Here is a 22,582-nt window from a genome sequence, read left to right as displayed (position 1 = left end):
GGGTCGGCCACCCTGCCAGCCGTGACTAGTCGTGCGTCGGAAGCTCGGCCTGCGACAGCAATCTGCCGAGAACGCCCCCGCTCGCTAAGCCCAGTGCCTCCTCCTTCTTCATCTCCTCGAGGGCCTGGTCGTAACGACGAAGCAGGTTGGGGTAGCGGGCGAGGAAGGCATCGACCTTGAGCTCGGGCTCCTCGAACCGCGCCCTCACGTAGGCCTCGGTCAGGTCACGCTGCAGCCGCCTCAACTCCATGATGAGGCCGCCGACGGCGATCTTCTCCCACTTGCTGGAGGATTGGAGCCGGCTCAGCCCATCCCGCAACCAACCCAGCGAGAGCCTCTCCCCCAGAGCGTAGAAGCGGATGGCCGCCTCGTCGAGCGGCACCCCGGTCCGCTCGGCTACTTCGACGATGCCAACACTCGTGGGCAGGTAGTCGAACGCCGCTATCTCGGCGACGAGCTCCTCGTCGAACCCCTCCTGGGCGATCCTCTTCTGCTGGCGGGCGTAGAGGCGCTTCTCGGCGGGTGGCAGGAAGTCGTTGAGCCGCCGGCGTAGTTCGGCGAGCGGCGCCCGGTAGGTGGCGACGAAGCTGGAGATGGGGGTGCGGGTGAGGTCGGCGAGTAGGATCCAGTTGACGATCCCCTCCACCGCCTCGACCATCTCCGAGATGGCGGCGTACTGAGCGGCCGCCGGAACCAGGTTGTCGAGCGCGAAGACCTGCTTCAGGTAGTGCTGGACGTCGAGGATCTCGAGGGCGACGAGGGCCGCGCGGATCACCTCGACCGGGGTCGCGCCGGTGTCCCGGATGGTGCGATGGACGAAGGTGATGCCAAGGATGTCGACGACGGTGTTGGTGAACTGGGTAGCGATTATCTCGCGGCGCAGGGCGTGGTTCTCGACCTCGTCGGCGAACCGCTCCTGAAGCACCTGAGGGAAGTAGTCGTGGAGGTAGTGCCGGAAGTGCTTCTCCTCGGGGAAGTCGGTTTCGAGGATACGGCGGTAGAGGCCCATCTTCGTATAGGCGAGCAGCACCGCCAGTTCGGGCCGGGTGTAGCCGGCGGAGGCGCGCTGCCGCTCGGTCAGCTGACGGGCGGTGGGCATCGCCTCGACCTTGGCGTCGAGCCCACCGCGTTCCGCCAGGTAGAGCTGCAGCGATTCGAACAGGAGCGGGTCCTCGCGGCTACGCCCCTCGGCCAGGGAGAGGGCCAGCGACTGCCGGTAGTTGTCGGCGAGCACGAGAGCGCTCACCTCTTCGGTCATCTCCTCGAGCAGCCGGTTCCGCTGCACCATCGTGAGCTCTCCGGAGGCGAGCGCCGGCCGCAGCAGCACCTTGATGTTGACCTCGTGGTCCGAGAGGTCCACGCCGGCCGAGTTGTCGATGGCGTCGGTGTTCACCCGGCCGCCCGCCAGTGCGTACTCGATGCGGGCACGTTGGGTGAGGCCCAGGTTCCCGCCTTCGCCCACTACCTTGCAGCGCAACTCGGCGGCATCGACCCGCACCTGATCGTTGGCCGCGTCGCCAACGTCATGATCGCTCTCGGCCGAACTCTTCACGTAGGTGCCTATGCCGCCGTTCCAGAGCAGGTCCACGTCGCAGCGGAGGATGGCCCTCACCAGCGCCTGACCGCTCAGCACCTCCTCCTCGACGTCCAGGAGTTCGCGGATCTCGGGCGACAGGCGGATCGACTTGGCGGAGCGGTCGAACACGCCGCCCCCCTTGGAGATCTTCGACGTGTCGTAGTCGCGCCAGCTGGAGCGGGGCATCTCGAAGAGTCGCTTGCGCTCCCGGTAGCTCCTGGCCGGGTCGGGGTCGGGGTCGAGGAAGATGTGGAGGTGGTTGAACGCGGCCACGAGCTTGATCTTGTCGGTGTAGAGCATCCCGTTGCCGAACACGTCACCCGACATGTCGCCGATGCCGACGGCCGTGAACTCGTCCTGGTGGATGTTCACGCCCATCTCGCGGAAGTGGCGCGCGACCGTCTCCCAGGCCCCCCGGGCTGTTATCCCGATCTCCTTGTGGTCGTAACCGTGCGATCCGCCCGAGGCGAAGGCGTCCCCCAGCCAGAAGTCGTACTCGGCGGCGGTAGCGTTGGCCAGATCCGAGAAGGTGGCGGTGCCCTTGTCGGCTGCCACGACGAGGTAGGGGTCGTCGTCGTCGTAGATGACCAGGCCCTGGGGCCTCACCACCTCACCATCCACGATGTTGTCGGTCAGGTCGAGCAGGCCTCGCATGAACGTCTGGTACTGCTCGCGCACGTGCTTGCCCAGCGCCTCCCGGTCGCCGGGCGGGTCGACCAGCACGAACCCCCCCTTGGAGCCCACCGGCACGATCACCGCGTTCTTCGTCATCTGGGTCTTCATCAGGCCCAGTACCTCCGTGCGGAAGTCGTCCCGCCGGTCGGACCAGCGGATGCCGCCTCTGGCCACCTTGCCTCCGCGCAGATGCACCCCCTCCACGTGAGGCGAGGAGACCGCGATCTCGTAGAGCGGGCGCGGCTCGGGCATCACCGTGACGCTGCGGGAAGCGATCTTGAAGGAGATGTACTCGCGGCCGAGGAAGAAGTTGCTCCTCACGGTCGCCTCCATCAGGTTGAAGAGACCGCGCAGCGCCTGATCCTCGGGAAGCGATGAGACCTCCTCGAGGGCCGCTTCGAAACGCGCTCGGGCGGCCGCCACCCTCTCCTGGCGTTGGGAGTCGATGCCCGGATCGAAACGGGCGCGGAAGAAGTCGAAGAGCGCCGATGCCGCCTCCGGGTAGCTGAGCAGGGTGTCGTAGAGCGACCTCCGGCTAGTCACCGCCGAGAGCTGCCCGTAATACATCTGGTACGCGCGCAGCAGCGCCACCTGGTCGATGTCGAGTCCGGCAGCGAGGATCAGCCGGTTGAGGCGGTCGTTCTCGGCGACCCCGGCCAGCAGCGACTCGAGGGCGAAGATGAGCCGCTTGCCCAGCGCGCGCACATCGAGGGGCCGGCCGGAAAGGTCCTGGACCCTGAACACGTCGATGCCGCGATCGCCTTCGGGGAGTCCGGCCCAGTAGGAGATCTGCTCCAGCACCCGCAGGCCGGTGTTCTCGAGGATCGGCAGCACCTCCGAGAGCACCAGCGTCCGCTTGTGGTGGTAGATCCTCAGCAGGCTCGCCTGCTCCCGTCGGGACTCGCTGGGCGGGGTGACCAGGTCGACGCGGAAGGGTGCCTCGCCCAGCAGCTCGATGTTGTCGATGTCGAGCAGCGCGCCGCTCGGTGACACGTCGGCACGGTAGCGCTCGTCGAACGCCGGCTCGTAACGCTCCGCCAACCTGCGGCCCTCCACCTGGCCGTGACGGGCGACCAGACGCGCCCGCAGTTCGTCACCCCAGGTGCGGGCCAGTTCGGCGACCTCGTGCTCGAGGTCGCGAACGTCGACCTGCTCGGCGGGCATGCGGGTCGTGAAGAAGAAGTGGAAGCGGACCTGGTCCTCGTCCTCGCCCATCGCCAGCTGGTAGTCGACGTGGGTGGCCTCGAGAGCGCTGGTCAGGAAGCGCTGTACCCGGCGCCGCACCTCCGAGTTGAAGCGTTCGCGGGGCATGATCACCATCAGCGCGAGACCGCGAGCCAGAGGGTCGGGGCGCAGTGTGAGTCTTATCTCCCGCTCCTGCTCGAGCGCCATGATGGTGCGAATGTCGCGGTGCAGCTGCTGAGCGTCGGACCAGAACAGCTCCTCCCGCGGCAGATTGTTGAAGATGCTGACGATCTGCTTGTAGTCGTGCGAGTCGGGTACGGCGTGGTCCAGCTCGAGCACCTGACGAAGTCGTCGGCGCAGGATGGGTACCTCTTCGACCGGAGCCGAGAGCGCCTTGGACGTGAACAGGCCGAGGAACCTCTGCTCCCCTTCGACCGCTCCCTCCTCGTCGAGCCTCTTGACGCCGATGTAATCCATCCGGGCTGCCCGGTGCACCGTCGCCTCGGCGTTCGTCTTGGTTACTGTGAACAGCCGGCCGCCGATCACCCGCTCCCGCAACCCATCGGGGATCTGCTCGAGCGGCACCGGCTCGCTGTAGGCGCTCTCCTGCGCCCGGGAGAGGATGCCGAGACCCGAATCTGACTTGACCTGCAGGAAGCTCTTCTGCCCCTTACGGAATATCTCGTACTCCCGGTAGCCGAGGAAGATGAAGTTGTCGTCGTCGAGCCAGTCCATGAACTGGGCGTACTCCTCGAGCTCCTCGTCGCGTTCCGAAAGGGCGATCTCACCGCCATGATCCTGCAGTTCGCGGATGTAGTCGCGAACTCGGGCCGCCTGGTCGCGCATCAACTGGTAGTCGTTGGTGGCTAGGATCACATCCTCGAGCACGCCGCGCACGGCGGTTTCGAGTTCGCTGCGCCGCTCTTCGCTCGCCTCCAGTTCGAGGAAGTAGATCTCGAACGATTCCTGGCGGCCAACCCCGCGGCGAGCTCCGATCTCCGTTATCGACCCGGAATCGTCGCGCCGCACGCTGTAGATCGGGTGAAGGAGGTGCATGAGCCCGAATTGGCGGCGTCTTAGCTCGGCCCTCACCGAGTCGACGATGAAGGGACGGTCCTGAAGGCAGAGCCGCAGGATGGTGAAGGGAGCCTCCCAACCATCGGCAGTGACGCTCGGGTTGAATACCTCGACTCGGAGCTCATCGTTCCCCAGTCCATCGAGGAACCTGAAACTCTCCGTCGCCATCGCACTGAGGCTCTCGGGATCGAAGCTCTCCAGGAAGCGAGTGTCGGACTTCTCGAAGAGCACCTCGGCGAAGGCCGCGACGAGCGGATCGCCGCCTTCCTTCTCGATCCGGCTTCGCACCTGTTTCAGGGTGGCAGGCATACAATCATCGCCTTTCGCGTCGTATTCACAGCCAAGCCGGGGAGCTGGCCGTGTGGCGCGTTATTCGCGTTATGCGCGTCACTATAACGAATCCCCCGGAGAGTCGCCGTATGACCTGACAGGTTCGCGCCGCTCTCGCCAGCAGGATGAGAGACGCCCTCAGAAAGTGAGCAGGAGACCGCCTCCAGACTCACGGAAACGTATACTGCCCCGATGTATCTGCTTCTCGCGGCGCTGCTGATCGCAGCTGACCAGCTGAGCAAATGGTGGGCGACCAGCAGTTTTGCCGGGGGCGGAGCGCTCGAACTCGGTTGGGGTTTCAGACTCACCTATATCCGGAACACCGGTGCAGCGTTCGGGCTGTTGCGCGACATCAACCTGCAGGTCGCCGGCGTGAACGTGGACGGGACTCTTCTGCTGGGACTGCTCTCGGCAGCCGTTTCGCTGGTCATCGTCTGGTACCTGGTGCGCCGCGGCGCGACGCTCTCCCCGTTGCCTCACGTCGCCCTCGCGCTCATCCTCGCCGGCGCGCTGGGGAACATGATCGACCGGCTGCTGCTAGGCTTCGTGATCGACTTCATCCACTTCCGCAGCGGCAGTTTCGACTTCCCCGTCTTCAATCTGGCCGATTCGTTCGTCGTGATCGGTGGGATCCTGCTCTTCCTGGGCAGCCTCCTCGAGAGCAGGCGTGAAGCCGAGGAGCGCCGTGCGCTTGCGGAACCGGAGTTCTTCCGCGGACTGGACGGTCGCGACCGCTCCTGATGGCCGCCCGCGGTCCCGCCGTCCTCAGGGTGGCAGGTGGCTCCGGCTCGACCCGGGCCGGCGAGTCAGCGCCTTAGCTCCAGGAATCTGGCCCTTCCCGCCAGGTCGGCGTGGATATCGGCAGCGGCCCAGGCGGAAGCCTCTTCCTTCGCCAGTTCGACGTTGCGCGGGTCGAGCTCGACTATGAGCAGGCTGCCGCTGCTCATCAGTTCGTGTGCCTGTGCCATCAATCGTCGGAAGACCACCAGGCCGTCCTCCCCCGCGTAGAGCGCCTCCGGCGGGTCCCAGCGAACCTCGGGCGAAGCCATCTCCCGGTCGCCTGCAGGCAGATAGGGCGGGTTGGAGACGACAACGTGAGAGGAGGCGGCGAAACTCCTGACCGCGGCCGAGTCGAGAAGGTCGCTCCGGCGGAAAACGACCTCCAGGTCCAATGCCGCCGCATTCTCACGGGCGCGGCGGAGTACCGACTCGTCGATCTCGCTCGCCTCCACGATGGCGTCGGGACGCTCGCTCTTGATGGCCAGAGCCACCGCACCGGATCCGGTGCCCACGTCCAGGATGCGGGGTGCGGCGAAGCCGCGCACCCGCTCCAGGGTCATCTCTACGAGTCGCTCCGTTTCGGGCCTAGGCACGAGCACTCCGGGCGCGATCGGGATCTCGAGGCCGTAGAAGGGGGCCCTGCCGAGGATCAGTTGGAGCGGTTCGCGCAATTCACGCCTGGCCAACCACTCTCCCAGGCGGCGCTGCTCGTCGCGTCCCAACGCTCCGCTGTCGGTGATGAGCCGGCTCCGCTCGAGGCCGGTTGCCGCCTCGACCAGTTGCCACGCTTCCGCTTCCGGGCTGGCCACCCCCGCTAGCGACAGCCGTCGGACGGCCTCGGTGTAGGCCTCGTGGACCGAATGCGGTTGGGGCATGCGCACCAAAGTAGCAGGGCGGAGGACCTTCGTCCTCCGCTCGCTCTCCGCACCCCGCTGCCCGCTGGTCGCTGCTTGCGCCGCGACTCCCGGCCCATCTACTGCCTACTGCTCGTCGGCTCCCCCCTTGCCGAGCGAACGCGCCCTTTCCGCGACTTCGAGTCCGGGCGGCTCTTCGTACTTCAGGCCGAGCGCGTCCAGTGCGCTCTGGCTGGCGATCAGGGAGCTCGGCTCGACCGAGGAGGCAGGCGACTGCGCCTGGGCCCCGTCGTCGAGACTGAGTCGATAACCCAGCCCGGCCCGTTCGGTGGAGTCGCTCAGGTTCGAGTAGTTCCCGCCTGCCCCTACGACGATGTTCCCGTCGGGCTCCACTACCACGTCGAATGTTTCCAGCGCGCCATCCGGGCTCTCGATCATCAGCACGGCGTAACCCTTGAAGTTACGCTCGATGGTGATCTCGACCTCACCCTCGTGCACGCCCCCCACCCCTATGATCCTCGCCCCGTCACTCGTCACGAGGGTGAGCCGGGTACCTGCCTGCCAGCCCCACGCCAGGGCGCAGGCCGAGACCAGCAGCGCAGCCGTGGTCGATGTCATCATCATGATCCGACTCATGCTCACCTCGCGAGAATGCTAACCCTTCGGCCTGAACGGCCCCTTACCGGAGCTGAAGCCGGGTTAAGGCGGCCGGCTCGGCTGTGGAAAACCGCTGGAACGCCCTGCGGGCCGCGACATAGAATCCGCTTGAGCATGGAGGTACGTACTTGAAGGGCGGCAGCATACTCATCGTCGAAGACGACCCGAAACTGGCGCTGTTGCTCGAGCAGGAACTGAGCCACGAGGGCTACAAGGCGGAAGTGGTCGGGACCGGTTCCGACGCGCTACTCAAGGTCGAGGAGCAGGAGTTCGACCTGATCCTCCTCGACCTGAACCTGCCCGATTTCGACGGTATCGAAGTCTCGAGGCGTGTGGGCGGCAGGTCGAAGGCGAGCATCCTGATGCTCACCGCTCGGGCCGACGTCGACAGCCGGGTGAAGGGACTCTATGCCGGGGCAAGCGACTACCTCGCGAAGCCGTTCAGTATCCAGGAGTTGCTGGCGCGCGTGCACGTGCGGATGAGGGAGCGGGAGACGCCTCAGCTGCTCGAGGCGGGCTCGGTAGTCGTGGACCCAGCCGGTGCGGCGTGCACCGTATGCGGAGTACCGGTCTCGCTCACGGCCAGGGAGTTCGAGCTCCTCACTCTGCTGCTCGAGCATCGCGGCCGTATCTTCTCGCGAGACGAACTCGAGCGCCGCCTCTACCGGGGCGAAACGCCGGGTTCGAACACGATCGAGGTGTTCGTTTCGAAATTGCGAACCAAGTTGCGGGATGCCGGTGAACCTTCGCTGGTGCAGACGGTCCGGGGTGCAGGCTATGTCGTGCCCTGATTCGAGCGCCGGGAAGGGACGCGAACCGATATTCGCAGCGCGGGCTGGTGCAGGGTCGATGCGGCGATGACGCTTCGTCTCCGCATGATCCTGGCGTTCGGGATCCTCGCGCTGATCACCGCCCTTCTCTACGGAACCCTGACCTTCGTCGTCTACCAACGTAACCAGTGGTCGCAGCTGGAGGGCCTTCTGTTGCGCGAGCTGAACCGGATGGAGGGGGTGCTCTCGAACCCCGTCGTGGGCGTTCCGCTCGACGCGCCTGAACGACTGGGCACCGTCATGCAGCTGGTGACTCCCGACGGGCGCGTGGTCCTGCCCCGGAACGCCGGCGAGACGTTGCCGGCCGAGGAAGAGATAACGCTGGTGCAGTTCGCCGGCCGCACCTACCTGTCCGCTCGACGGACGCTGAACGGCGGTTCGACGCTCCGTATCGGACTCGACGTTACCGACGAGGTCAACGCCCGTACCGATCTGGCCCGCCAGCTGACCTGGCTGGGCGCCCTGATCTCACTGATCGCAGCCCTCATCGGCGGCCTGGTAGCCCAGGGAGCCCTCGCGCCACTCGCCTCTCTGGCGAGGCAGGCCCGGGGTATAGATCCCAGCGACCCGGGGCAGGTCGAGTACCGGGGTCCCAAGGACGAGGTTGCGGAGGTAGCGTCGGCCCTCAACGCCGCTCTGGGGAACATCCGTCAGCGCCGCGAGGAGGAGCGTGCGTTCATGGCCGAAGTGGCGCACGAACTCGCCGCACCGCTCACCCTGGTGAAGGGCCACCTCGACGCCTACGAACGGCACGTCGGATCGAACGCTGGCAGCAACGGGCACGAGAAGTCCCACCTGCGCGCGGCAAACGACGCGGCCCAGGAGCTGCTCCTCACCTCGCAGGACCTCCTGACCCTGGCGCGAGGTGAACTCGAGCGGCAGATGCACAACGAGGTCGTGCGGCTCGACGAGCTGCTCGAACGGACCCACCTGGCCTACCCTGGGATCCGCATCGAGACCCAGAAGGGCGTGCGCGTCGTGGGCGACAGCCACATGCTCATGCAAGCGGTACGCAACCTCGTGCGCAACGCCATCCAGGCCACAGGCGGACCCGAAGGGGTGAGCATCGAGCTGGAGGAGCGAGCCGATCAGGTCGAGCTGAGGGTCAGGGACGAAGGCCCCGGTATCGCTCCGGAGCGCCTGGAACGGATCTTCGAGCGCTACTTCAGCGGCAGCAGAGGAGCCGGTGTCGGCCTCACCGTCGTGAGCCGGATCGTGGAGCAGCACGGGGGCGACCTGCGGGTAGAGACCGGCGCCGAGGGCACTTGCTTCACCGTCGTGCTGCCCAGCTTCGCCGCCCAGCTCGCGACGCAACCGTTGGCCAAGAACTGACCTGGCTCAGTAGTAGACGGTTCGGGTCCGGTGCTTGCTGCCTCCGCGATATCGGCTCGCCTGGCCGCGGTTCCAGATGATCAGGTCGAGTTCACGGGCGCTCACCTGCCTCCCCGAGCGCTGCAGGCCGGCCACCATCTGTTCGACGGCGTGAACCGCGCAGGCGCGGATCTCCACCTCCTCCTCGGACCCGGCTTCGAGCGGCTCCCCCCGTTCGAGGCGCTCGACGAGCTCGGGCGCGTACTCGAGGATGCCGTCGAGGCGCAGCACGTGGGGGACGAGATTGTCAGCGAAGATGGTGAGTCGGTCGAGGTCGGTGAAGTTTGCCGGAGGCCTGCCATCCAGTGCCAGGGCCAGGTCCGAAGCCGTGATCTGAGCCCGTTTCAAGAACGGCACCGAACGGCCTCGGTAGTGGGAGACGTCCCGGAAGAAGGACATGCCGGCGAGGATTGCCGCGAGGCCCTCGGCCGAAGCATCAGCCACCTCGACCAGCCTGGTGAAAGAACCCGAGAAGTTGCGCTCCACGAACGACCCGAGTTGGGCGAGAGCGGCCGCGAACTGCCCCATCAGCTCGTCGCGGACGGGCTCGCCAGGCGGCTGACCGAAGAGTTCGGCGGCCGCGTCCCGGTCGATTGTCATCAGCTCGCGCGCGCCCAACGGCCCCTTCTCTTCGAAGCGTTCCTTCAGTGAGAGTGCGATGGTGAAGTAACCCGAGTGGCCCGGGCGCTTCTCGAGGTGAGGGAAGTATCCGGATCCGAAGTTGATGGCATCCAGCGTGATCACGTAGGCGATGGTTTCGTCGTCGGCTCCGCGGAAATGGGTTCGCTCGTCCCATGCCTCCTGGGGCGCCGGCCCCGCTTCGCCGAGAAGTCGCTCAGCGTATCGGGTGGGGTCCTGGGTGATGCTCACCTGCCGGGCCTCGCCCGCGACCCAGGCACACGCCTCCCGCACGCGCTGGAGCAGCCGGGTGATCTCGTTCCGGTCTTCAGACCCTATCGCGCACCCCGGGCGCTGCCTCTTCCATGTCGGCACAGTTGGCGCAGCAGTACACTGCGGCCCCTACCTGTACCCCATGGCCGATCACCCGTACCCCGCAATGACGGCAGACGGGTGCGAGCGCGTGGATCGCGCACTCGAAGCAGTCGAAGTAGTGGGTCTCCCCATCGATCCTTATCTCGAGCGGATGGTCGTAACTGTTGCCGCACGTCTCGCAATGCTGCATCGTGAGCCCCCGTTCGGCCTTCTGCGGATGCCCGCCGCTTCCCCGCACTCAACGGACCCGTCGGGCGGAACCCCGGTTCGATTCCCGACATCTGCCTGCCGATTCTAGTCCACTGCGCCCGCAGCCGCCACCCGGAGGGCGGTGGACCGGGACGGTTCCAGGCTGGAGGCCGAGACACACCCCTCACCTCCTGCGCCTGTTGGCTAAGCTGGGAGGATCATGTAGGACATCGCTCGGTCCTGCGCTCACGACCGTGTCACCAGCGGGAACTTCGTAACAGGACCGACCACGGATGGAGGCGACGCGTGCACTACCTGTTGATCTACGAGTTGGCCGACGACTACCTGGAGCGCAGGTCGGCGTTCCGGCCGGAGCATCTGGAGCTGGCTAAGCGGGCCAGCGAGCGGGGCGAGATCGTCCTCGCCGGCGCTCTGGCCGATCCGGCAGACCAGGCGGTACTGCTATTCGAGGCCGATTCCCCTGAGCCTGCCGAGCGCTTCGCCAAGTCCGACCCGTATGTCGTCAACGGTCTGGTCAGGAGCTGGCAGGTGAGGCGCTGGACCACCGTGATCGGGGAGCGGGCCTCCAACCCTGCCTAGGGTGGAACTGCGTACCCCGTCAGGCGGCTCCGCAGCTGAACATGGACGGCGAATCGCGCCGATCTGATGAGCTTGAACCCGCGTCGAGGTTCGCGTCCGAGCGGAGGCCGCGGTGCCCCGTGGAGCGAGTCTGGCGCGAAGCGCGATGCAGCGAGCGGAACGGGGCGCCCCGACCGACCTGGAAATCCGGCGCGCAGCGCGACACAACGCACTGGACGGGGCGCCCCACCGACCCCTCAGTAGCGGTAGATCGCCGCCACCTCACTCTCGCTCGGCATCTCCTCGTATGGCAGTGGGAACACGGCCGCTCCGGTACGAAGCGCTTCGACCGCCGCCCGGTCGAGCAGTTCCTCGACGTCGTCGGAGTTCGGATCGCTCTCCATCAGTTTGCGGGCCTCGGCATCGAAGGTTCCCCAGCGCGCGCGGTCCAAGGCGACGAAGAGTGTATCGACTCGCCCGTCGATACCTGCGGTGATGATCTCCTCGAGTTCGTCGCCTGTGCTGCCTGTGCCTGCTAGCTCGTGGAACTTCGCTTCGGCTTCCTTCCGGGGCCGCTCGAAGCGCTCCGCCACCGCCTGCCAGGCGTGCTCCTTCACCTCGTCGGGGCTCCACTGGTCGGGATTGCCCTTCACCCACTCCTCCTGCAACAGGTGAGGGTAGTGGTTGGCCTCCTGGTAGATCGGCCGGAGGTAGTCGACGCCCATGAAGAGGAGAGGCTTCTCGGTGCCGGCGACGACCTCCTTCACCCCGTTGTCCAGCATCCGGAAGAACTCGAGGATCTCCTCCTTGCGGTCGGGCTGTTCGGGCCCCGAGCCGTGGTAGGAGGCTTCGTCCTCGCGGCTGGTGCCGCGGCTCCTGAGCTGGTGGCGCACCGTAGGATCGGGATCGTCGTCCGTGAAGCGCAGCGACTGGGCCAGGCTGCGCGGAGTGTCCTCGGGAAGGTCCACCTCGCGGGCCTCTTCGCGGTTCACCTCGAACAACCGGGTCTTCCCCAGACTGGCGGCGAGCACGTAGAAGCTCTCCTGCTGGTTGAGGAGGGGGATCAACGGCTTCAGGTGGTACCGGTGACCGATGACGCTCAGGTCGGGGAGTTCCCGTTCGACCTTGAGCCTGTGTTCCTCGCCCCCTTCGGCCATGAACATGGCCAGGCCATCCAGCTGATGCTGCCAGAACTCGTAATCATCGAGGAGATCCAACGCTGGCGCCAGCAGGCCGTCGATGTCCCGGTCGTCCCAACCGCGCTCGTCGAGCTGGTCGCGGACCTCCTTGATCCGGTTCTTCATGCGGATGTGGTTCTCTCGTGTGGGCTTGCCGGCCCGTTGGGTGGGTAAGTAGAACGACACCGCGAGCCCTTCTTTGGGCCCGCTGAGTGAAACCAGATCCTCTCTGGTGATCATCTATGCCTCCCTCCGCCACAACGTCGCATGGCAGCGCAGGGAGGGACTGTAACCCATGCTGATGCCCAACCGAGAGCAGTTGGGAGCGGAACGGGGCACCCCGACCGACCCCGCCGAGCGATACTGGAACCGAGCGGAACGGGGCACCCCACCGGACTACGCCGGCAGCACTACCACCCGGCGAGCACGTCCTTCACCGCTCGATTCGGTCTGGATGTCCGGCTCGTCGGCCAGAGCGACGTGGATGACCCGCCGCTCGGCCGCGCTCATCGGCTCGAGTTCGACCGCCTCGCCGGTCTTGCGGACCTTGTCGGCGGCTCTGAAGGCTGTCTCGCGCAGTCGCTCGTCTCGACGCCGTTTGTAGCCGCCCACGTCGATGCTCACCCTCACGTTCTCACCCTCCTGCCGGTTGATCACGGCGTTGGTGAGGTACTCGAGTGCGGCCAGGGTGCGACCGTTGCGGCCGATGATCTTACCGGGGTCTCCGCCGTAGATCTCGACGTTGACCTCCTCGTCGCTCTGGGAGGTGATCTCGACGGCATACGACGGGTCGAAGTTGAGGAGCAGGTTGACGAGGAAAGTCTCGGTCCGTTCGCTCGGGTCACCCTCGGGCAGACCGCTCACCGGTGGAGCGTACGACTCCTCCGGTGCAGCGGACTCGGGGATCTGCGTCTCGTTCTCGTCCTCGTCGACACTTATGCCTATGTCTTCGAGGTACTTGTCCAGATCGTTGTCAGCCATCCTCACCCTCTACCTGGCCCACCCGACGCTAGCGATGCGGCGTTCCCGCCGATACGTGTTCAGCTCTTGCTCGGCTTCACAGTGGCCGGCTGCGGCCTGTTGCGGCTGAGCAGCCAGTACTGGACGACCTGCACCAGCATCGATACCACGAAGTATAAGAGTACCCCGGCGGGAAAGCGAAACATGATGAAGACGAAGACGACGTTGATGAAAATCTGCTGGCGGAACTGCTGCTTGTTGCCGCGTGTCGAGAAGTACGACATCGCGAGCATCACGCCCACGTAGAGCGCCGGCAGGATGTAGTACGGGTCGGCCTGCCCCAGGTCGGGCAACCAGAGGAAGCCCTCGTTGAACTCGAAGTTGATGAAGACCCGCCAGAGGATGATGAAGAGTGGCATCTGCAAGAGGATGGGCAGGCAACCGCCGGCCGGGTTGACGCCCGCCTCACGGTAGAGTTTCATCGTCTCCTGCGTGAGCTTCTCCCGGTCGTCCTTGTACTTCTTCTGCAGCGCCTGGATCTTGGGCTGAAGCTGCTGCATGCCGAACATCGACTTGGTCTGAGTGCTGATGAGCGGCCAGATGAGAGCGCGGAAGAGCAGGGTCAGGACGATTATCGAGAGGCCCCAGGAGCCGACGTAATCGTGGATATAGCGTAGAACCCAGATGATGCCGAGGGACATCCGCCCGAGGATGTTGGCGTCGAAGAGCCCCGGTAGGTCGGCGTAACCCTCCTGGGTGTAGCGCACCAGTTCGTTCGGTCCGGTGTAGGTGTCGACCGCGAGCATCGTCACGCTACCGGCCTCGGCGGCCAACGGCCGTTGCATCGCGATCGCGTTACCAGGCAGAGCCAGCGCCGTCAGTTCCGTTGCCGCGCCATCGAGCTGCGCGCCCTCGGTAGCTTCTTCGAGGCTCAGAGCGTTCTCCGCGGCACTCCCGGCCGGCCGCATGACGACGGCGTTGCCTCGGGAATTGCTCGACTGCAGCGAGATGTAACTGGCGTCCGCCACAGGCTGAGACACCGGGTTGAGGCTGAAGGCCTCTCCCTGGCCGATCTTGATGATCGGATCGTCGTCCCGGGCGATCCCGGGGAAAGCGAGTTGGATCGGCTGTGCCTCTTGGGCCGATCCGGTTCGCCGGGCGGTCACACCGACCTCGAGGGTGTGAGTGATATTGCTGATCTGGACGACCTTCTCGACCTGCACGCCGTCGAGTTCGAAGGTGAAGGTTCCTTCGATCTCGGTGTCGCTCACCTGCTGCCAGTTGGCCTGTGCTCCCTCCGGTTCGAGATATTCACCGCCCAGGAGGAGGGCGAGCCCAGGGAAGGAGGCCGACATGGGCACCAGGTTCTGGCCGTTGTCCAGGCTGTAGCTGCCCAGCTCCTGCCCCTTCTGCTGCTTGGCGAAGACGGCCACCAGTTCACCGGCATCGTTGAAGAAGTAGTCAGCGCCCTTGGTGGGTATCCGCGTCAGAGTCTGGTCGAGATCGCCGCACCAGAACGAGGAGGACGCCGGTGCGCCGCACGCCTCCTCGATCTCGGCAGCGTTCCGGAACTGGCTCGCCGGGAAGTCGCCTAGGCCGAACTCGACTCGAGCCCAGCCGAACTGGATGAGCAGCAGCGCGATCAGCGCGAAGAACAGGTACCTGGGGGTCTTCAACTTGCCTCCGATGAGGAACTCTCGGTGGTTCTCTCCTGAGATGCCGGCGGCGGGACCGGATCGAGTCCGCCTGGATGGAACGGGTGGCACTTGAGGATCCTGCGTAGGGCCAGCCAGCTCCCCCTGAGGACTCCATGAACCGTGATCGCTTCCAGGGCGTAGGCGCTGCATGTCGGATGGAAGCGACAGCTGGGGGAAGCCTTCAGCGGCGAGATGAAGCGCCGGTAGAAGAGTATCGGCGCGGCCACGAGACGCCGAGGCACCGTCGAGCGGGCGGCCATCACACTACCTTGCCCCTCTCGAGGGCGCGCTGCAAGGCGGCAGCCAACTGCTGGTAGCTGGCTTCGGCTGCTTCGGGTCTGGCGATGATCACGAGGTCGAAGGAGGGCTGACCGCGGTGCTGGGCCGCGGGGCTGACGCCGCGAGCGAGGAGCGCTCGGAGGGCTTCCCTGAGCCTTCGCCTCACCCGATTGCGAACAACCGCCTTGCCGACCTTCTTGCTCACCACTATGCCCACTCCAACCGTGCCGCTGCGGTTCGGCCGCCAGCGGACGCTCAGCAGCCGCGCGCCTCCGGGACGCCCGCGGCGCAGCCGTTGGAACGCCCGGTCGCCTTTCAGCGAAGCTATGACGGCCATCGGTCCGCAACGGCTCAGCCGGGTGCCGGTGGAACCCGGGCCCTGGCTCAGGCCGGGTCGGAGACGCTGAGCCGCTTGCGACCCTTGGCGCGGCGCCGCTTGATCACGTTGCGGCCGCCCGGGCTCTTCATGCGGGCGCGGAAGCCGTGCGTTTTCGCGCGCTTGCGGCGGTTTGGCTGGTAAGTGCGTTTCAAGGTCCTCTCCCTCCGATTGCGGGTCGGTTCAATCGCGCTGCGCCGCTCGTTCGAAGCGGTGTCATCGGGGGCGCTGCGTCGGTGGTCTCGAAGACCGCCGGGGTGCCGGCAGTCGAGCCTTAGAACAATACCACAGCAGCTCGATCCAGGCGAGCGGTCGCGAGCCGCCGAGGCAGCCCCTGGCTCTCAGCCTGCCAGCGGTGCGAACCCGGCTCCCGCCTTCTCCTCGAGCGCCTTGGCCACCCTCAGCAACCGCGAATCGCCTAGAGGAGGGGCGATCAGCTGTACACCGCACGGCAATCCCTGGTCGGTGAACCCGGCAGGCACGCTGATCGCCGGCAGGCCTGCGAGGCTGGGTAGGCAGGTGTCGATATCGGTGAGGTACATCGATAACGGGTCTTCGCTCCGTTCGCCGATCGGGAAGGCCGGCCCCGGGGTGGTGGGAGTGAGCAGCAGGTCGAACGACTCGAAGGCGCGCTCGAAATCGTCCGAGATGAGCCTCCTGACCCGCAGGGCCTTGCCGTAGTAGGCGTCGTAGTAACCGGCAGAGAGGGCGTAGGTGCCCATCAGGATGCGCCTGCGCACTTCGCTGCCCAGGGTGAGGCCGCGACTCATCATCGTCACGGCCGCCTGGCCCCGGGCGTTCTCGCCGATCCGCCGGCTGTAGGTGATGCCGTCGTAACGGGAGAGGTTGGACGAAGCCTCGGCGGTCGCAACCAGGTAGTAGGTGGGTATGCCGTAGCGCGACGCGGGCAACTCCGCCTCCTCGACCTCTGCCCCGAGCCCCTCGAGTGCTGCAACGGTTCCGCCGAGAGCCTCCAGCACTTCCGGATCGTTCCCCTCCCCCGAGAGTTCAGTGACCACGCCGATGCGCACTCCCTCCAGCCCGTTCGCCTGGCGAGTCCCGAATGCGTTGTCGGGGAGCGAGGTCGCGTCGCGCGGATCGGGTCCCGCCAGCGCCATCATCGCGAGCTCGACGTCGCTCCCGCTCCTGCCCAGAACCCCGACCTGATCGAGGGAGGAGGCGAAGGCGATCACACCGAAGCGCGACAGCACTCCGTAGGTGGGTTTGAAGCCGACCACGCCGCAGAATGCGGCAGGCTGCCTCACCGATCCCCCGGTATCGGTCCCGAGTGCCAGCGGCACGACTCCCGCCGCTACGGCCACTGCCGAGCCGCCCGAGGAGCCTCCCGGAACCCTGGAGCGGTCCCACGGGTTGCGCGCCGCACCGAAGGCGGAGTTCTCGTTCGATGAGCCCATCCCGAACTCGTCCATGTTGCTCTTGCCGATGATCACCGCTCCCGCCCGCCGGAGCCGCGCGACCACCGTCGCGTCCAGCGGAGGGACGAAGCTCGCCAGGGACCGCGAGGCCGCGGTAGTGAGGAGCCCCTCTGTGAGGATGTTGTCCTTGACGACGACGGGTACGCCCGCCAGCGGCCCGGGATCTCCTCCCGACCGAAGCAGGGCGTCGAGCCGCCCGGCGGCGGCCCGAGCTCCCGCCTCGTCCAGGGTTATCAGGAAGTTGAGGTCCTCCGCGGCTCGAGCCCTGGCCAACGCCGCTTCGACCACTTCGCCAGCGCTCAACCTGCCCGAACGCACCGCCTGAGCGATCTCCTGCGCGGTCATGCCTGCGTGTCCGGCCTCTTCGCCCACGCCGCGGAGCATACCAGAGGGTCGGGAGTCCTCCGGCAGCCCCCCGCGGCCTGCGGGAGGGTGGTCCACGGCCCGGGTGCTGTAAGTTTTCATCGAAGCGGAAAAGTGCCGGACGACATATAATCGGGCCATTATGGGTGTGCTGGGTCCAGCAGAGGCCGGCTCCCAAACGCGGGTGCGCTTTGCTGGAGCTAGCGAAGCCGGTCGAGTGCGGGCGGTCAACCAGGACAGCTTCTTCGTCGGCGAGATCGAAGGCCGTGGTTACCTGGCCCTGGTCGCCGACGGCATGGGCGGGCACCAGGCCGGCGAGGTCGCCAGCCGCAAGGCGATCGAGATCATCGTCGAGGAGTTCGAGAAGAGTCGCGCACAGGCGCCGGCCGCGCTCGCCCGGGCGGTGAGAACGGCGAACCTCGGCATCCTCGATTACGCCGCCGAGCACACCGAGAACTTCGGGATGGGCACCACTCTCACGGCCGTGCTGCTCGACGATCAGGTGGGACTCGTCGCCCACGTGGGCGACTCCCGCGCCTACCTGATCCGCGGAGATGAGATAAGACCGCTCACCATCGACCACTCATGGGTCGCGGACCGGGTCCGTCAGGGGCTCCTCACCGAAGGGGAGGCGCGCCGCCACCGCTACCGCAACATCGTCACCAACGCACTGGGAGCAGGGCCGGAGATACGTCTCGACGTCCTGCACTTCGGGGTCGAGAGCGGCGACCGCATCCTCCTGTGCAGCGACGGTGTCAGCATGTTGCTCCCGGACGACCAACTACACGCCGTAGCCCGCACCGGAACGCCGGACGAGGTCACGGCCAAGATCCTCGCCGAGGCCGACGAGCGAGGCAGCCCCGACAACGTGACCGCTGTAGTCCTGGAGGTGCTCGAACTCGAACCGCGGCCCAAGCGCTACGCCTTGCCGCCCGAGGCGTCTGCCCCCGAGACGGTCAACCTGGGCGAGACGATGAGCGGAGTTCGCAAGATCGAGGAGACCTACGCCACCCAGGACATCTTCAGCAGGCTTCGCAAGCAGAAGTGGTACCCGTACCGGGTCTGGCTGCTCGGCTCTCTCTACCTGCTGCTTCTGATAGTGATCTTCTCGCTCGCCCGCTAGCCTCCTCGGCCGCTGCCGCGCCCGAGCGGTAGTCTGGGCCACGGTAGAGTAGGCCATGGCCAGATCGATGATCAGCACCCCCAACGCGCCCTCGGCGATCGGTCCTTACAGTCAGGCGATCAGGACGGGTGGACTGCTGTTCACCTCGGGGCAGATACCCCTGCGACCGGACGGCACGCTCGTCGCCGGAGACGTCCGCGAACAGACGCGCCAGGTGATGGAGAACCTTCGGGCCGTCCTCGAAGCCGGAGGCTCGAGCCTCGAGCAGGTGGTGAAGTGTACCTGCTTCCTCGCCGACATGAACGACTTCTCGGCCTTCAACGAGGTCTACGGCGAGTTCTTCGGCACCGAGCCGCCCGCCCGCAGCGCTGTACAGGTGGCGCGCCTCCCGCGAGACGTGGCCATCGAAGTAGAAGCAGTGGCTCTGGTCGGTGCCTGATGACTCGGGGGGCGCCAGGCGCAGGGAGGACCGCTAGATGAGGGAGAAGATCATCGACATCGCCCTCATCGTCACCCTCATCATCGTGGCGTTCGGGATCACCTGGACGCTCCTAACCCTCAATCGGGACGAGGCGCGGCCGGTCGACCGGGACCCTCCGACACGGGAGAGCGACGACTCCCAGAGCCGCGCCGGCATCTCCCCGATCCCCATCGACCCCATCTCCCCGGAAGAGATCGAAGGACCGAGTGCCAGCGCAGAAGAGGCCGAGAGTCGGCCCGATCCGGAACCTCAGCCGCAGGAGCAGCAGGCCCGGGTGGCCGATCCCGAGCCGGTTCCCCCGGGGCCGGTGCGCCTCGAGCGGATCGGCTTCTCCTTCGTGACCGGCGGTGCGGGCGCCTGCGGGATCGTGTTGGAACCGTGGAGGCACATCGCGGTCAGCCGCGAGCTCCTCTCTGCCTACGGCTGCGGTGCCGAAGTGACCCTTAGTCTCGACGACGAGAAGGGCGGGCACCAGGAGGTCGAAGCGATCATCGGCGACACCATGAACCCGAGCTTCAGTCGGACCGTGAACATCTACGTGGCGCAGGACGAACCCGCTTTCCAGTACGGGATAACTACCGGAGTGCTTAGGCCTTGAGTGGGCGTTGCTCAGTCGCTTCCAGGGAAGAGGCGATTGATCAACATCGCGAGCAGCTCTTCTCGTTCACGCCCGGCTGCGAGCGATCTCCCTCTTCACCTGCTCGATCGCCTGAGTGATAGGGATGTCGCGCGGACAGGCCTCGGTGCAGTTGTAGGCGGTGCGGCAGCGCCAAACCCCGTTCATGCGGTTCATCACCTCGAGCCGCTGGGCGTATCCCTGGTCCCGGGAGTCGAAGATGAAGCGGTGGGCGTTCACGATCGCAGCCGGACCGATGTAGCGGCCGTTGGTCCAGAAGATCGGGCACGACGAGGTGCAGCAGGCGCAGAGGATGCACTTGGTAGTGGCGTCGAAGATCTCCCGGTCCTCGGGGCTCTGCAGCCTCTCCTGGGCCGGCTCCGGGTCGTCGTTGATGAAGTAGGGCAGGACCTCTTTGTAGGAGTCGAAGAACGGCTCCATATCGACGATCATGTCCTTCAGTACCGGGAAAGCGCGCAGCGGTTCGATGGTGATCCGCTCACCCAGGTCCTTGACCAGCACCTTGCAGGCGAGACGGTTGCTGCCGTTGATGGTCATCGCGTCCGAGCCGCAGATGCCGTGGGCGCAGGAGCGGCGGAACGCCAGACTGCCGTCCTGCTCCCACTTGATCTCGTGGAGCACGTCGAGCACCCGGTCGCTGGGGTTGGCCTCGACCTGGTACTCCTCCCAGTGCGGCCGCTTGTCCTTCTCGGGGTCGTAACGCTTGATCCTGACGGTGATCTGCATATCGCTTCCTTACATTCGGCGTCGTCTGACGCTCAATAGACCCTCGGCTTGGGTTCGTACTTGCCGAGCGTCACCGGTTTGTAGTCGATCCGCACGCCATCACCTTCGCGGTAGACCATCGAGTGCTTGAGCCACTGCTCGTCGTCGCGCTCCTTGAAGTCCTCGCGCGAGTGGGCGCCACGCGACTCCTGCCGGTTCAGGGCGGCGTTCACCAGCATCTCGGCGTTGTCGAGCAGGAAGCCCAGTTCGAGCGCCTCGATGAGTTCGGTGTTGAACTGGTTGCCGCTGTCCTCCACCCGCACGTTGCAGTAACGCGCCTTCAGCTGGGCGAGCACTTCGAGCTGCTCGGTCAGCGTCTCGGAAGTGCGGAAAACCGACGCGTTGGCCATCATCGTCCGCTGCAGGTCCTTGCGGATCCGAGCCACCTTCTCCCCACCGCTCGAGGAGCGCGATCTGATCGAGACGAGCTCCTTGGCACGTTCCCACGGCTCGGCCGGCAGGGGGCCGTAGTCGGCGCCCGCTGCGTAGGCCGCGGCGTTCACCCCGGCCCTGCGGCCGAACACGATCAGGTCGCCCAGAGAGTTGGTGCCCAGCCGGTTAGCTCCGTGGAGGCTTGCGCAGGCCACCTCACCAGCCGCGTAGAGGCCCGGAACGATCGTGTTCTGCCCGTCGCTTATGACGTTGGTGTCGATGGTCGTGGGCACTCCGCCCATGGCGTAATGAGCCGTGGGCTGGACCGGGACCGGTGTCGAGACCGGGTCCACTCCCAGGTAGATGCGGGCGAACTCGGTGATGTCCGGCAGCCGCGACTCGATGATGTGGGCGTCGATGTGAGTCAGGTCGAGGAGGATGTAATCCTTCTCGGGTCCCACGCCGCGGCCTTCGCGGATCTCCAGGTACATCGCCCGACTGACCATGTCTCGTGGCGCCAGATCCTTGATGGTGGGCGCATAGCGCTCCATGAAGCGCTCGCCCTCCGAGTTGCGGAGGATCGCGCCCTCACCGCGGGCTCCCTCGGTGAGCAGCACGCCTATCTTGTAGAGCCCGGTGGGGTGGAACTGGTAGAACTCGGGATCCTCGATCGGAAGGCCCCTGCGCCAGACGATGCTCATCAGATCGCCGGTGAGCGCGTGCGCGTTGGAGGTGACCTGGAACATCCGTCCATTGCCGCCGGTCGCCAGCACTACCGCCTTGGCATGGAACACGTGGAGTTCACCGGTCGCCAGCTCGTAGGCCACCACTCCGCGACACTCGCCCTCCTCGAGGATCAGGTCGAGGACGTGGAACTCGTTGAAGAAAGTGACGTTGTTCTTGATCGACTGCTGGTAGAGCGTCTGGAGGATCATGTGACCCGTCCGGTCGGCCGCGTAGCAGGCCCGCTCGACCGCAGCCTTGCCGAATTCGCGGGTGTGCCCGCCGAACTTGCGCTGGGCGATGCGACCGTCCGGTGTGCGGCTGAAGGGTAGCCCCATGTGCTCGAGCTCGTAGACCGCCTCGATCACCTCCTGGGCGAACGCCTGCGCCACATCCTGGTCGGTGAGGTAATCGCCCCCCTTGATGGTGTCGAAGGCGTGCCATTCGGGGTGATCCTCGCTCACGTTGCCCAGGGCCGCGCCCACTCCGCCCTGCGCGGCTCCGGTGTGTGAGCGGGTGGGGTACAGCTTGCTGATGACCGCCACCGAAACGTTCGGGTTCTGCGAAGCGTAGCGCGCCGCCATCAACCCGGCGCCGCCCGCCCCCACAACGATGACGTCGTACCTGTGCGGTCGTTTCAAGTTCTTGCCATCCCTGTCAGCCACCCCATCAGTGCGAATTCAGGGCGCGGATCGCGTCGCCCATCTCCTCGAAGGTGAAAGCCCAGAGCGTCATCGCGCCGAGGACGAAGATTATCCCCGAGACCGTGAAGAGGACGACCTTCCAGGCGAATCGGCGTCCGGGACGCTGCACGTAGTCCTCGACGCTGTAACGAAGACCGTTGACCCCGTGCAGCATCGCGAAGCCCAGCAGGAAGGTGTCGTAGATCCGCACCCAGCTCTTGCTTAGTCGCTCCGCGACGTAGTTGTAGTCGACCTCGGCTACGTCGATGACGATGTTGTTGAAGTAGACATGGCCGAGCACAAGGAACACCAGCACCAGGCCGGAGATGCGCATGAAGACCCACCAGGCCAGCTCGCCGTTGCTGCTGTACGCGGCACGAGCCTCGCCCAGCGTCCTCGGTCTCGCCGCCACC

The 22,582-nt window shown here is 66.1% G+C and carries 22 protein-coding genes; 7 read left to right on the top strand and 15 right to left on the bottom strand.

Annotation, left to right across the window (positions count from 1 at the left end; translation table 11 throughout):
• Nucleotides 1–25 precede the first annotated feature (25 nt).
• The gene (locus VF168_07325; GenBank protein ID HEX7003981.1) at nt 26–4,822 is read right to left on the bottom strand and encodes an NAD-glutamate dehydrogenase; all 4,797 of its coding nucleotides are present in this window, start codon (nt 4,820–4,822) and stop codon (nt 26–28) included.
• Nucleotides 4,823–5,035: 213 nt separating this feature from the next.
• Between VF168_07325 and lspA the strand changes: the two genes are divergently transcribed.
• Entirely contained in the window at nt 5,036–5,584 is a 549-nt protein-coding gene (lspA, locus tag VF168_07320) for a signal peptidase II (protein HEX7003980.1), read from the top strand.
• Nucleotides 5,585–5,649: 65 nt separating this feature from the next.
• Here the strand turns inward: lspA and prmC are convergent, their stop codons facing one another.
• Nucleotides 5,650–6,498 carry a peptide chain release factor N(5)-glutamine methyltransferase gene (gene prmC / locus VF168_07315; GenBank protein ID HEX7003979.1) on the bottom strand — a complete coding sequence of 283 codons (849 nt, stop codon included), beginning with the start codon at nt 6,496–6,498 and terminating at the stop codon, nt 5,650–5,652.
• 105 nt (nt 6,499–6,603) lie between these two features.
• On the bottom strand, nt 6,604–7,113 hold the full coding sequence (locus VF168_07310; protein ID HEX7003978.1) for a hypothetical protein: 510 nt from the start codon (nt 7,111–7,113) through the stop codon (nt 6,604–6,606).
• 149 nt (nt 7,114–7,262) lie between these two features.
• Here VF168_07310 and VF168_07305 point away from each other — a divergent pair, with 149 nt between their 5' ends.
• Nucleotides 7,263–7,925, top strand: coding sequence for a response regulator transcription factor (locus tag VF168_07305; GenBank protein ID HEX7003977.1), 663 nt, complete (start codon nt 7,263–7,265; stop codon nt 7,923–7,925).
• A gap of 66 nt (nt 7,926–7,991) precedes the next feature.
• On the top strand, nt 7,992–9,296 hold the full coding sequence (locus tag VF168_07300) for a HAMP domain-containing sensor histidine kinase (protein ID HEX7003976.1): 1,305 nt from the start codon (nt 7,992–7,994) through the stop codon (nt 9,294–9,296).
• Nucleotides 9,297–9,302: 6 nt separating this feature from the next.
• Here the strand turns inward: VF168_07300 and VF168_07295 are convergent, their stop codons facing one another.
• Nucleotides 9,303–10,205 (bottom strand): queuosine salvage family protein, encoded by a 903-nt coding sequence (locus tag VF168_07295; GenBank protein ID HEX7003975.1) that lies wholly within the window; start codon nt 10,203–10,205, stop codon nt 9,303–9,305.
• A gap of 76 nt (nt 10,206–10,281) precedes the next feature.
• Entirely contained in the window at nt 10,282–10,518 is a 237-nt protein-coding gene (locus VF168_07290) for a hypothetical protein (protein ID HEX7003974.1), read from the bottom strand.
• A gap of 305 nt (nt 10,519–10,823) precedes the next feature.
• Here VF168_07290 and VF168_07285 point away from each other — a divergent pair, with 305 nt between their 5' ends.
• Nucleotides 10,824–11,117, top strand: a complete 294-nt coding sequence (locus tag VF168_07285) for a YciI-like protein (protein HEX7003973.1) — start codon at nt 10,824–10,826, stop codon at nt 11,115–11,117.
• Nucleotides 11,118–11,353: 236 nt separating this feature from the next.
• On the opposite strand, the gene VF168_07280 is transcribed toward VF168_07285, so the two are convergent.
• The 7 genes from VF168_07280 to gatA form a co-directional block, all read right to left on the bottom strand.
• Nucleotides 11,354–12,514 (bottom strand): hypothetical protein, encoded by a 1,161-nt coding sequence (locus VF168_07280; protein ID HEX7003972.1) that lies wholly within the window; start codon nt 12,512–12,514, stop codon nt 11,354–11,356.
• A gap of 156 nt (nt 12,515–12,670) precedes the next feature.
• Complete coding sequence (gene jag, locus VF168_07275; protein HEX7003971.1) at nt 12,671–13,255, bottom strand: RNA-binding cell elongation regulator Jag/EloR; 585 nt, start codon at nt 13,253–13,255, stop codon at nt 12,671–12,673.
• A 59-nt stretch (nt 13,256–13,314) separates the two neighbouring features.
• Nucleotides 13,315–14,910: a YidC/Oxa1 family membrane protein insertase gene (locus VF168_07270; protein ID HEX7003970.1), complete on the bottom strand. Its 1,596-nt coding sequence runs from the start codon at nt 14,908–14,910 to the stop codon at nt 13,315–13,317.
• Nucleotides 14,907–15,191, bottom strand: coding sequence for a membrane protein insertion efficiency factor YidD (gene yidD / locus VF168_07265; protein HEX7003969.1), 285 nt, complete (start codon nt 15,189–15,191; stop codon nt 14,907–14,909). The genes VF168_07270 and yidD overlap by 4 nt, the downstream gene beginning before the upstream one ends.
• Nucleotides 15,191–15,547: a ribonuclease P protein component gene (gene rnpA, locus VF168_07260; protein ID HEX7003968.1), complete on the bottom strand. Its 357-nt coding sequence runs from the start codon at nt 15,545–15,547 to the stop codon at nt 15,191–15,193. The genes yidD and rnpA overlap by 1 nt, the downstream gene beginning before the upstream one ends.
• 47 nt (nt 15,548–15,594) lie before the next feature.
• Complete coding sequence (gene rpmH, locus VF168_07255; GenBank protein HEX7003967.1) at nt 15,595–15,741, bottom strand: 50S ribosomal protein L34; 147 nt, start codon at nt 15,739–15,741, stop codon at nt 15,595–15,597.
• 186 nt (nt 15,742–15,927) lie between these two features.
• Nucleotides 15,928–17,394 (bottom strand): Asp-tRNA(Asn)/Glu-tRNA(Gln) amidotransferase subunit GatA, encoded by a 1,467-nt coding sequence (gatA, locus tag VF168_07250; protein HEX7003966.1) that lies wholly within the window; start codon nt 17,392–17,394, stop codon nt 15,928–15,930.
• Between the two features lie 208 nt (nt 17,395–17,602).
• On the opposite strand from gatA, the gene VF168_07245 reads away from it, so the two are divergent.
• Genes VF168_07245 through VF168_07235 form a run of 3 tightly spaced genes read left to right on the top strand, consistent with a single transcriptional unit; the run spans nt 17,603 to nt 19,587 of the window.
• Nucleotides 17,603–18,508 carry a protein phosphatase 2C domain-containing protein gene (locus VF168_07245; GenBank protein ID HEX7003965.1) on the top strand — a complete coding sequence of 302 codons (906 nt, stop codon included), beginning with the start codon at nt 17,603–17,605 and terminating at the stop codon, nt 18,506–18,508.
• A 55-nt stretch (nt 18,509–18,563) separates the two neighbouring features.
• Nucleotides 18,564–18,947, top strand: a complete 384-nt coding sequence (locus VF168_07240) for a RidA family protein (protein HEX7003964.1) — start codon at nt 18,564–18,566, stop codon at nt 18,945–18,947.
• A 37-nt stretch (nt 18,948–18,984) separates the two neighbouring features.
• A complete protein-coding gene (locus VF168_07235; protein ID HEX7003963.1) occupies nt 18,985–19,587 on the top strand; it encodes a hypothetical protein in 603 nt (200 codons plus the stop codon).
• 66 nt (nt 19,588–19,653) lie between these two features.
• Here VF168_07235 and VF168_07230 read toward each other — a convergent pair whose 3' ends face one another.
• The 3 genes from VF168_07230 to sdhD are packed head-to-tail and all read right to left on the bottom strand — an operon-like array spanning nt 19,654 to nt 22,581.
• Nucleotides 19,654–20,352: a succinate dehydrogenase iron-sulfur subunit gene (locus VF168_07230; GenBank protein HEX7003962.1), complete on the bottom strand. Its 699-nt coding sequence runs from the start codon at nt 20,350–20,352 to the stop codon at nt 19,654–19,656.
• 32 nt (nt 20,353–20,384) lie between these two features.
• On the bottom strand, nt 20,385–22,127 hold the full coding sequence (sdhA, locus tag VF168_07225) for a succinate dehydrogenase flavoprotein subunit (protein ID HEX7003961.1): 1,743 nt from the start codon (nt 22,125–22,127) through the stop codon (nt 20,385–20,387).
• A 28-nt stretch (nt 22,128–22,155) separates the two neighbouring features.
• Nucleotides 22,156–22,581, bottom strand: a complete 426-nt coding sequence (gene sdhD, locus VF168_07220) for a succinate dehydrogenase, hydrophobic membrane anchor protein (GenBank protein HEX7003960.1) — start codon at nt 22,579–22,581, stop codon at nt 22,156–22,158.
• Nucleotide 22,582 lies beyond the last annotated feature (1 nt).

This window comes from Trueperaceae bacterium, from assembly GCA_036381595.1.
Classification (GTDB): Bacteria; Deinococcota; Deinococci; order Deinococcales; family Trueperaceae; genus DASVCN01.
This window is presented reverse-complemented; position numbering and strand designations above follow the sequence as displayed.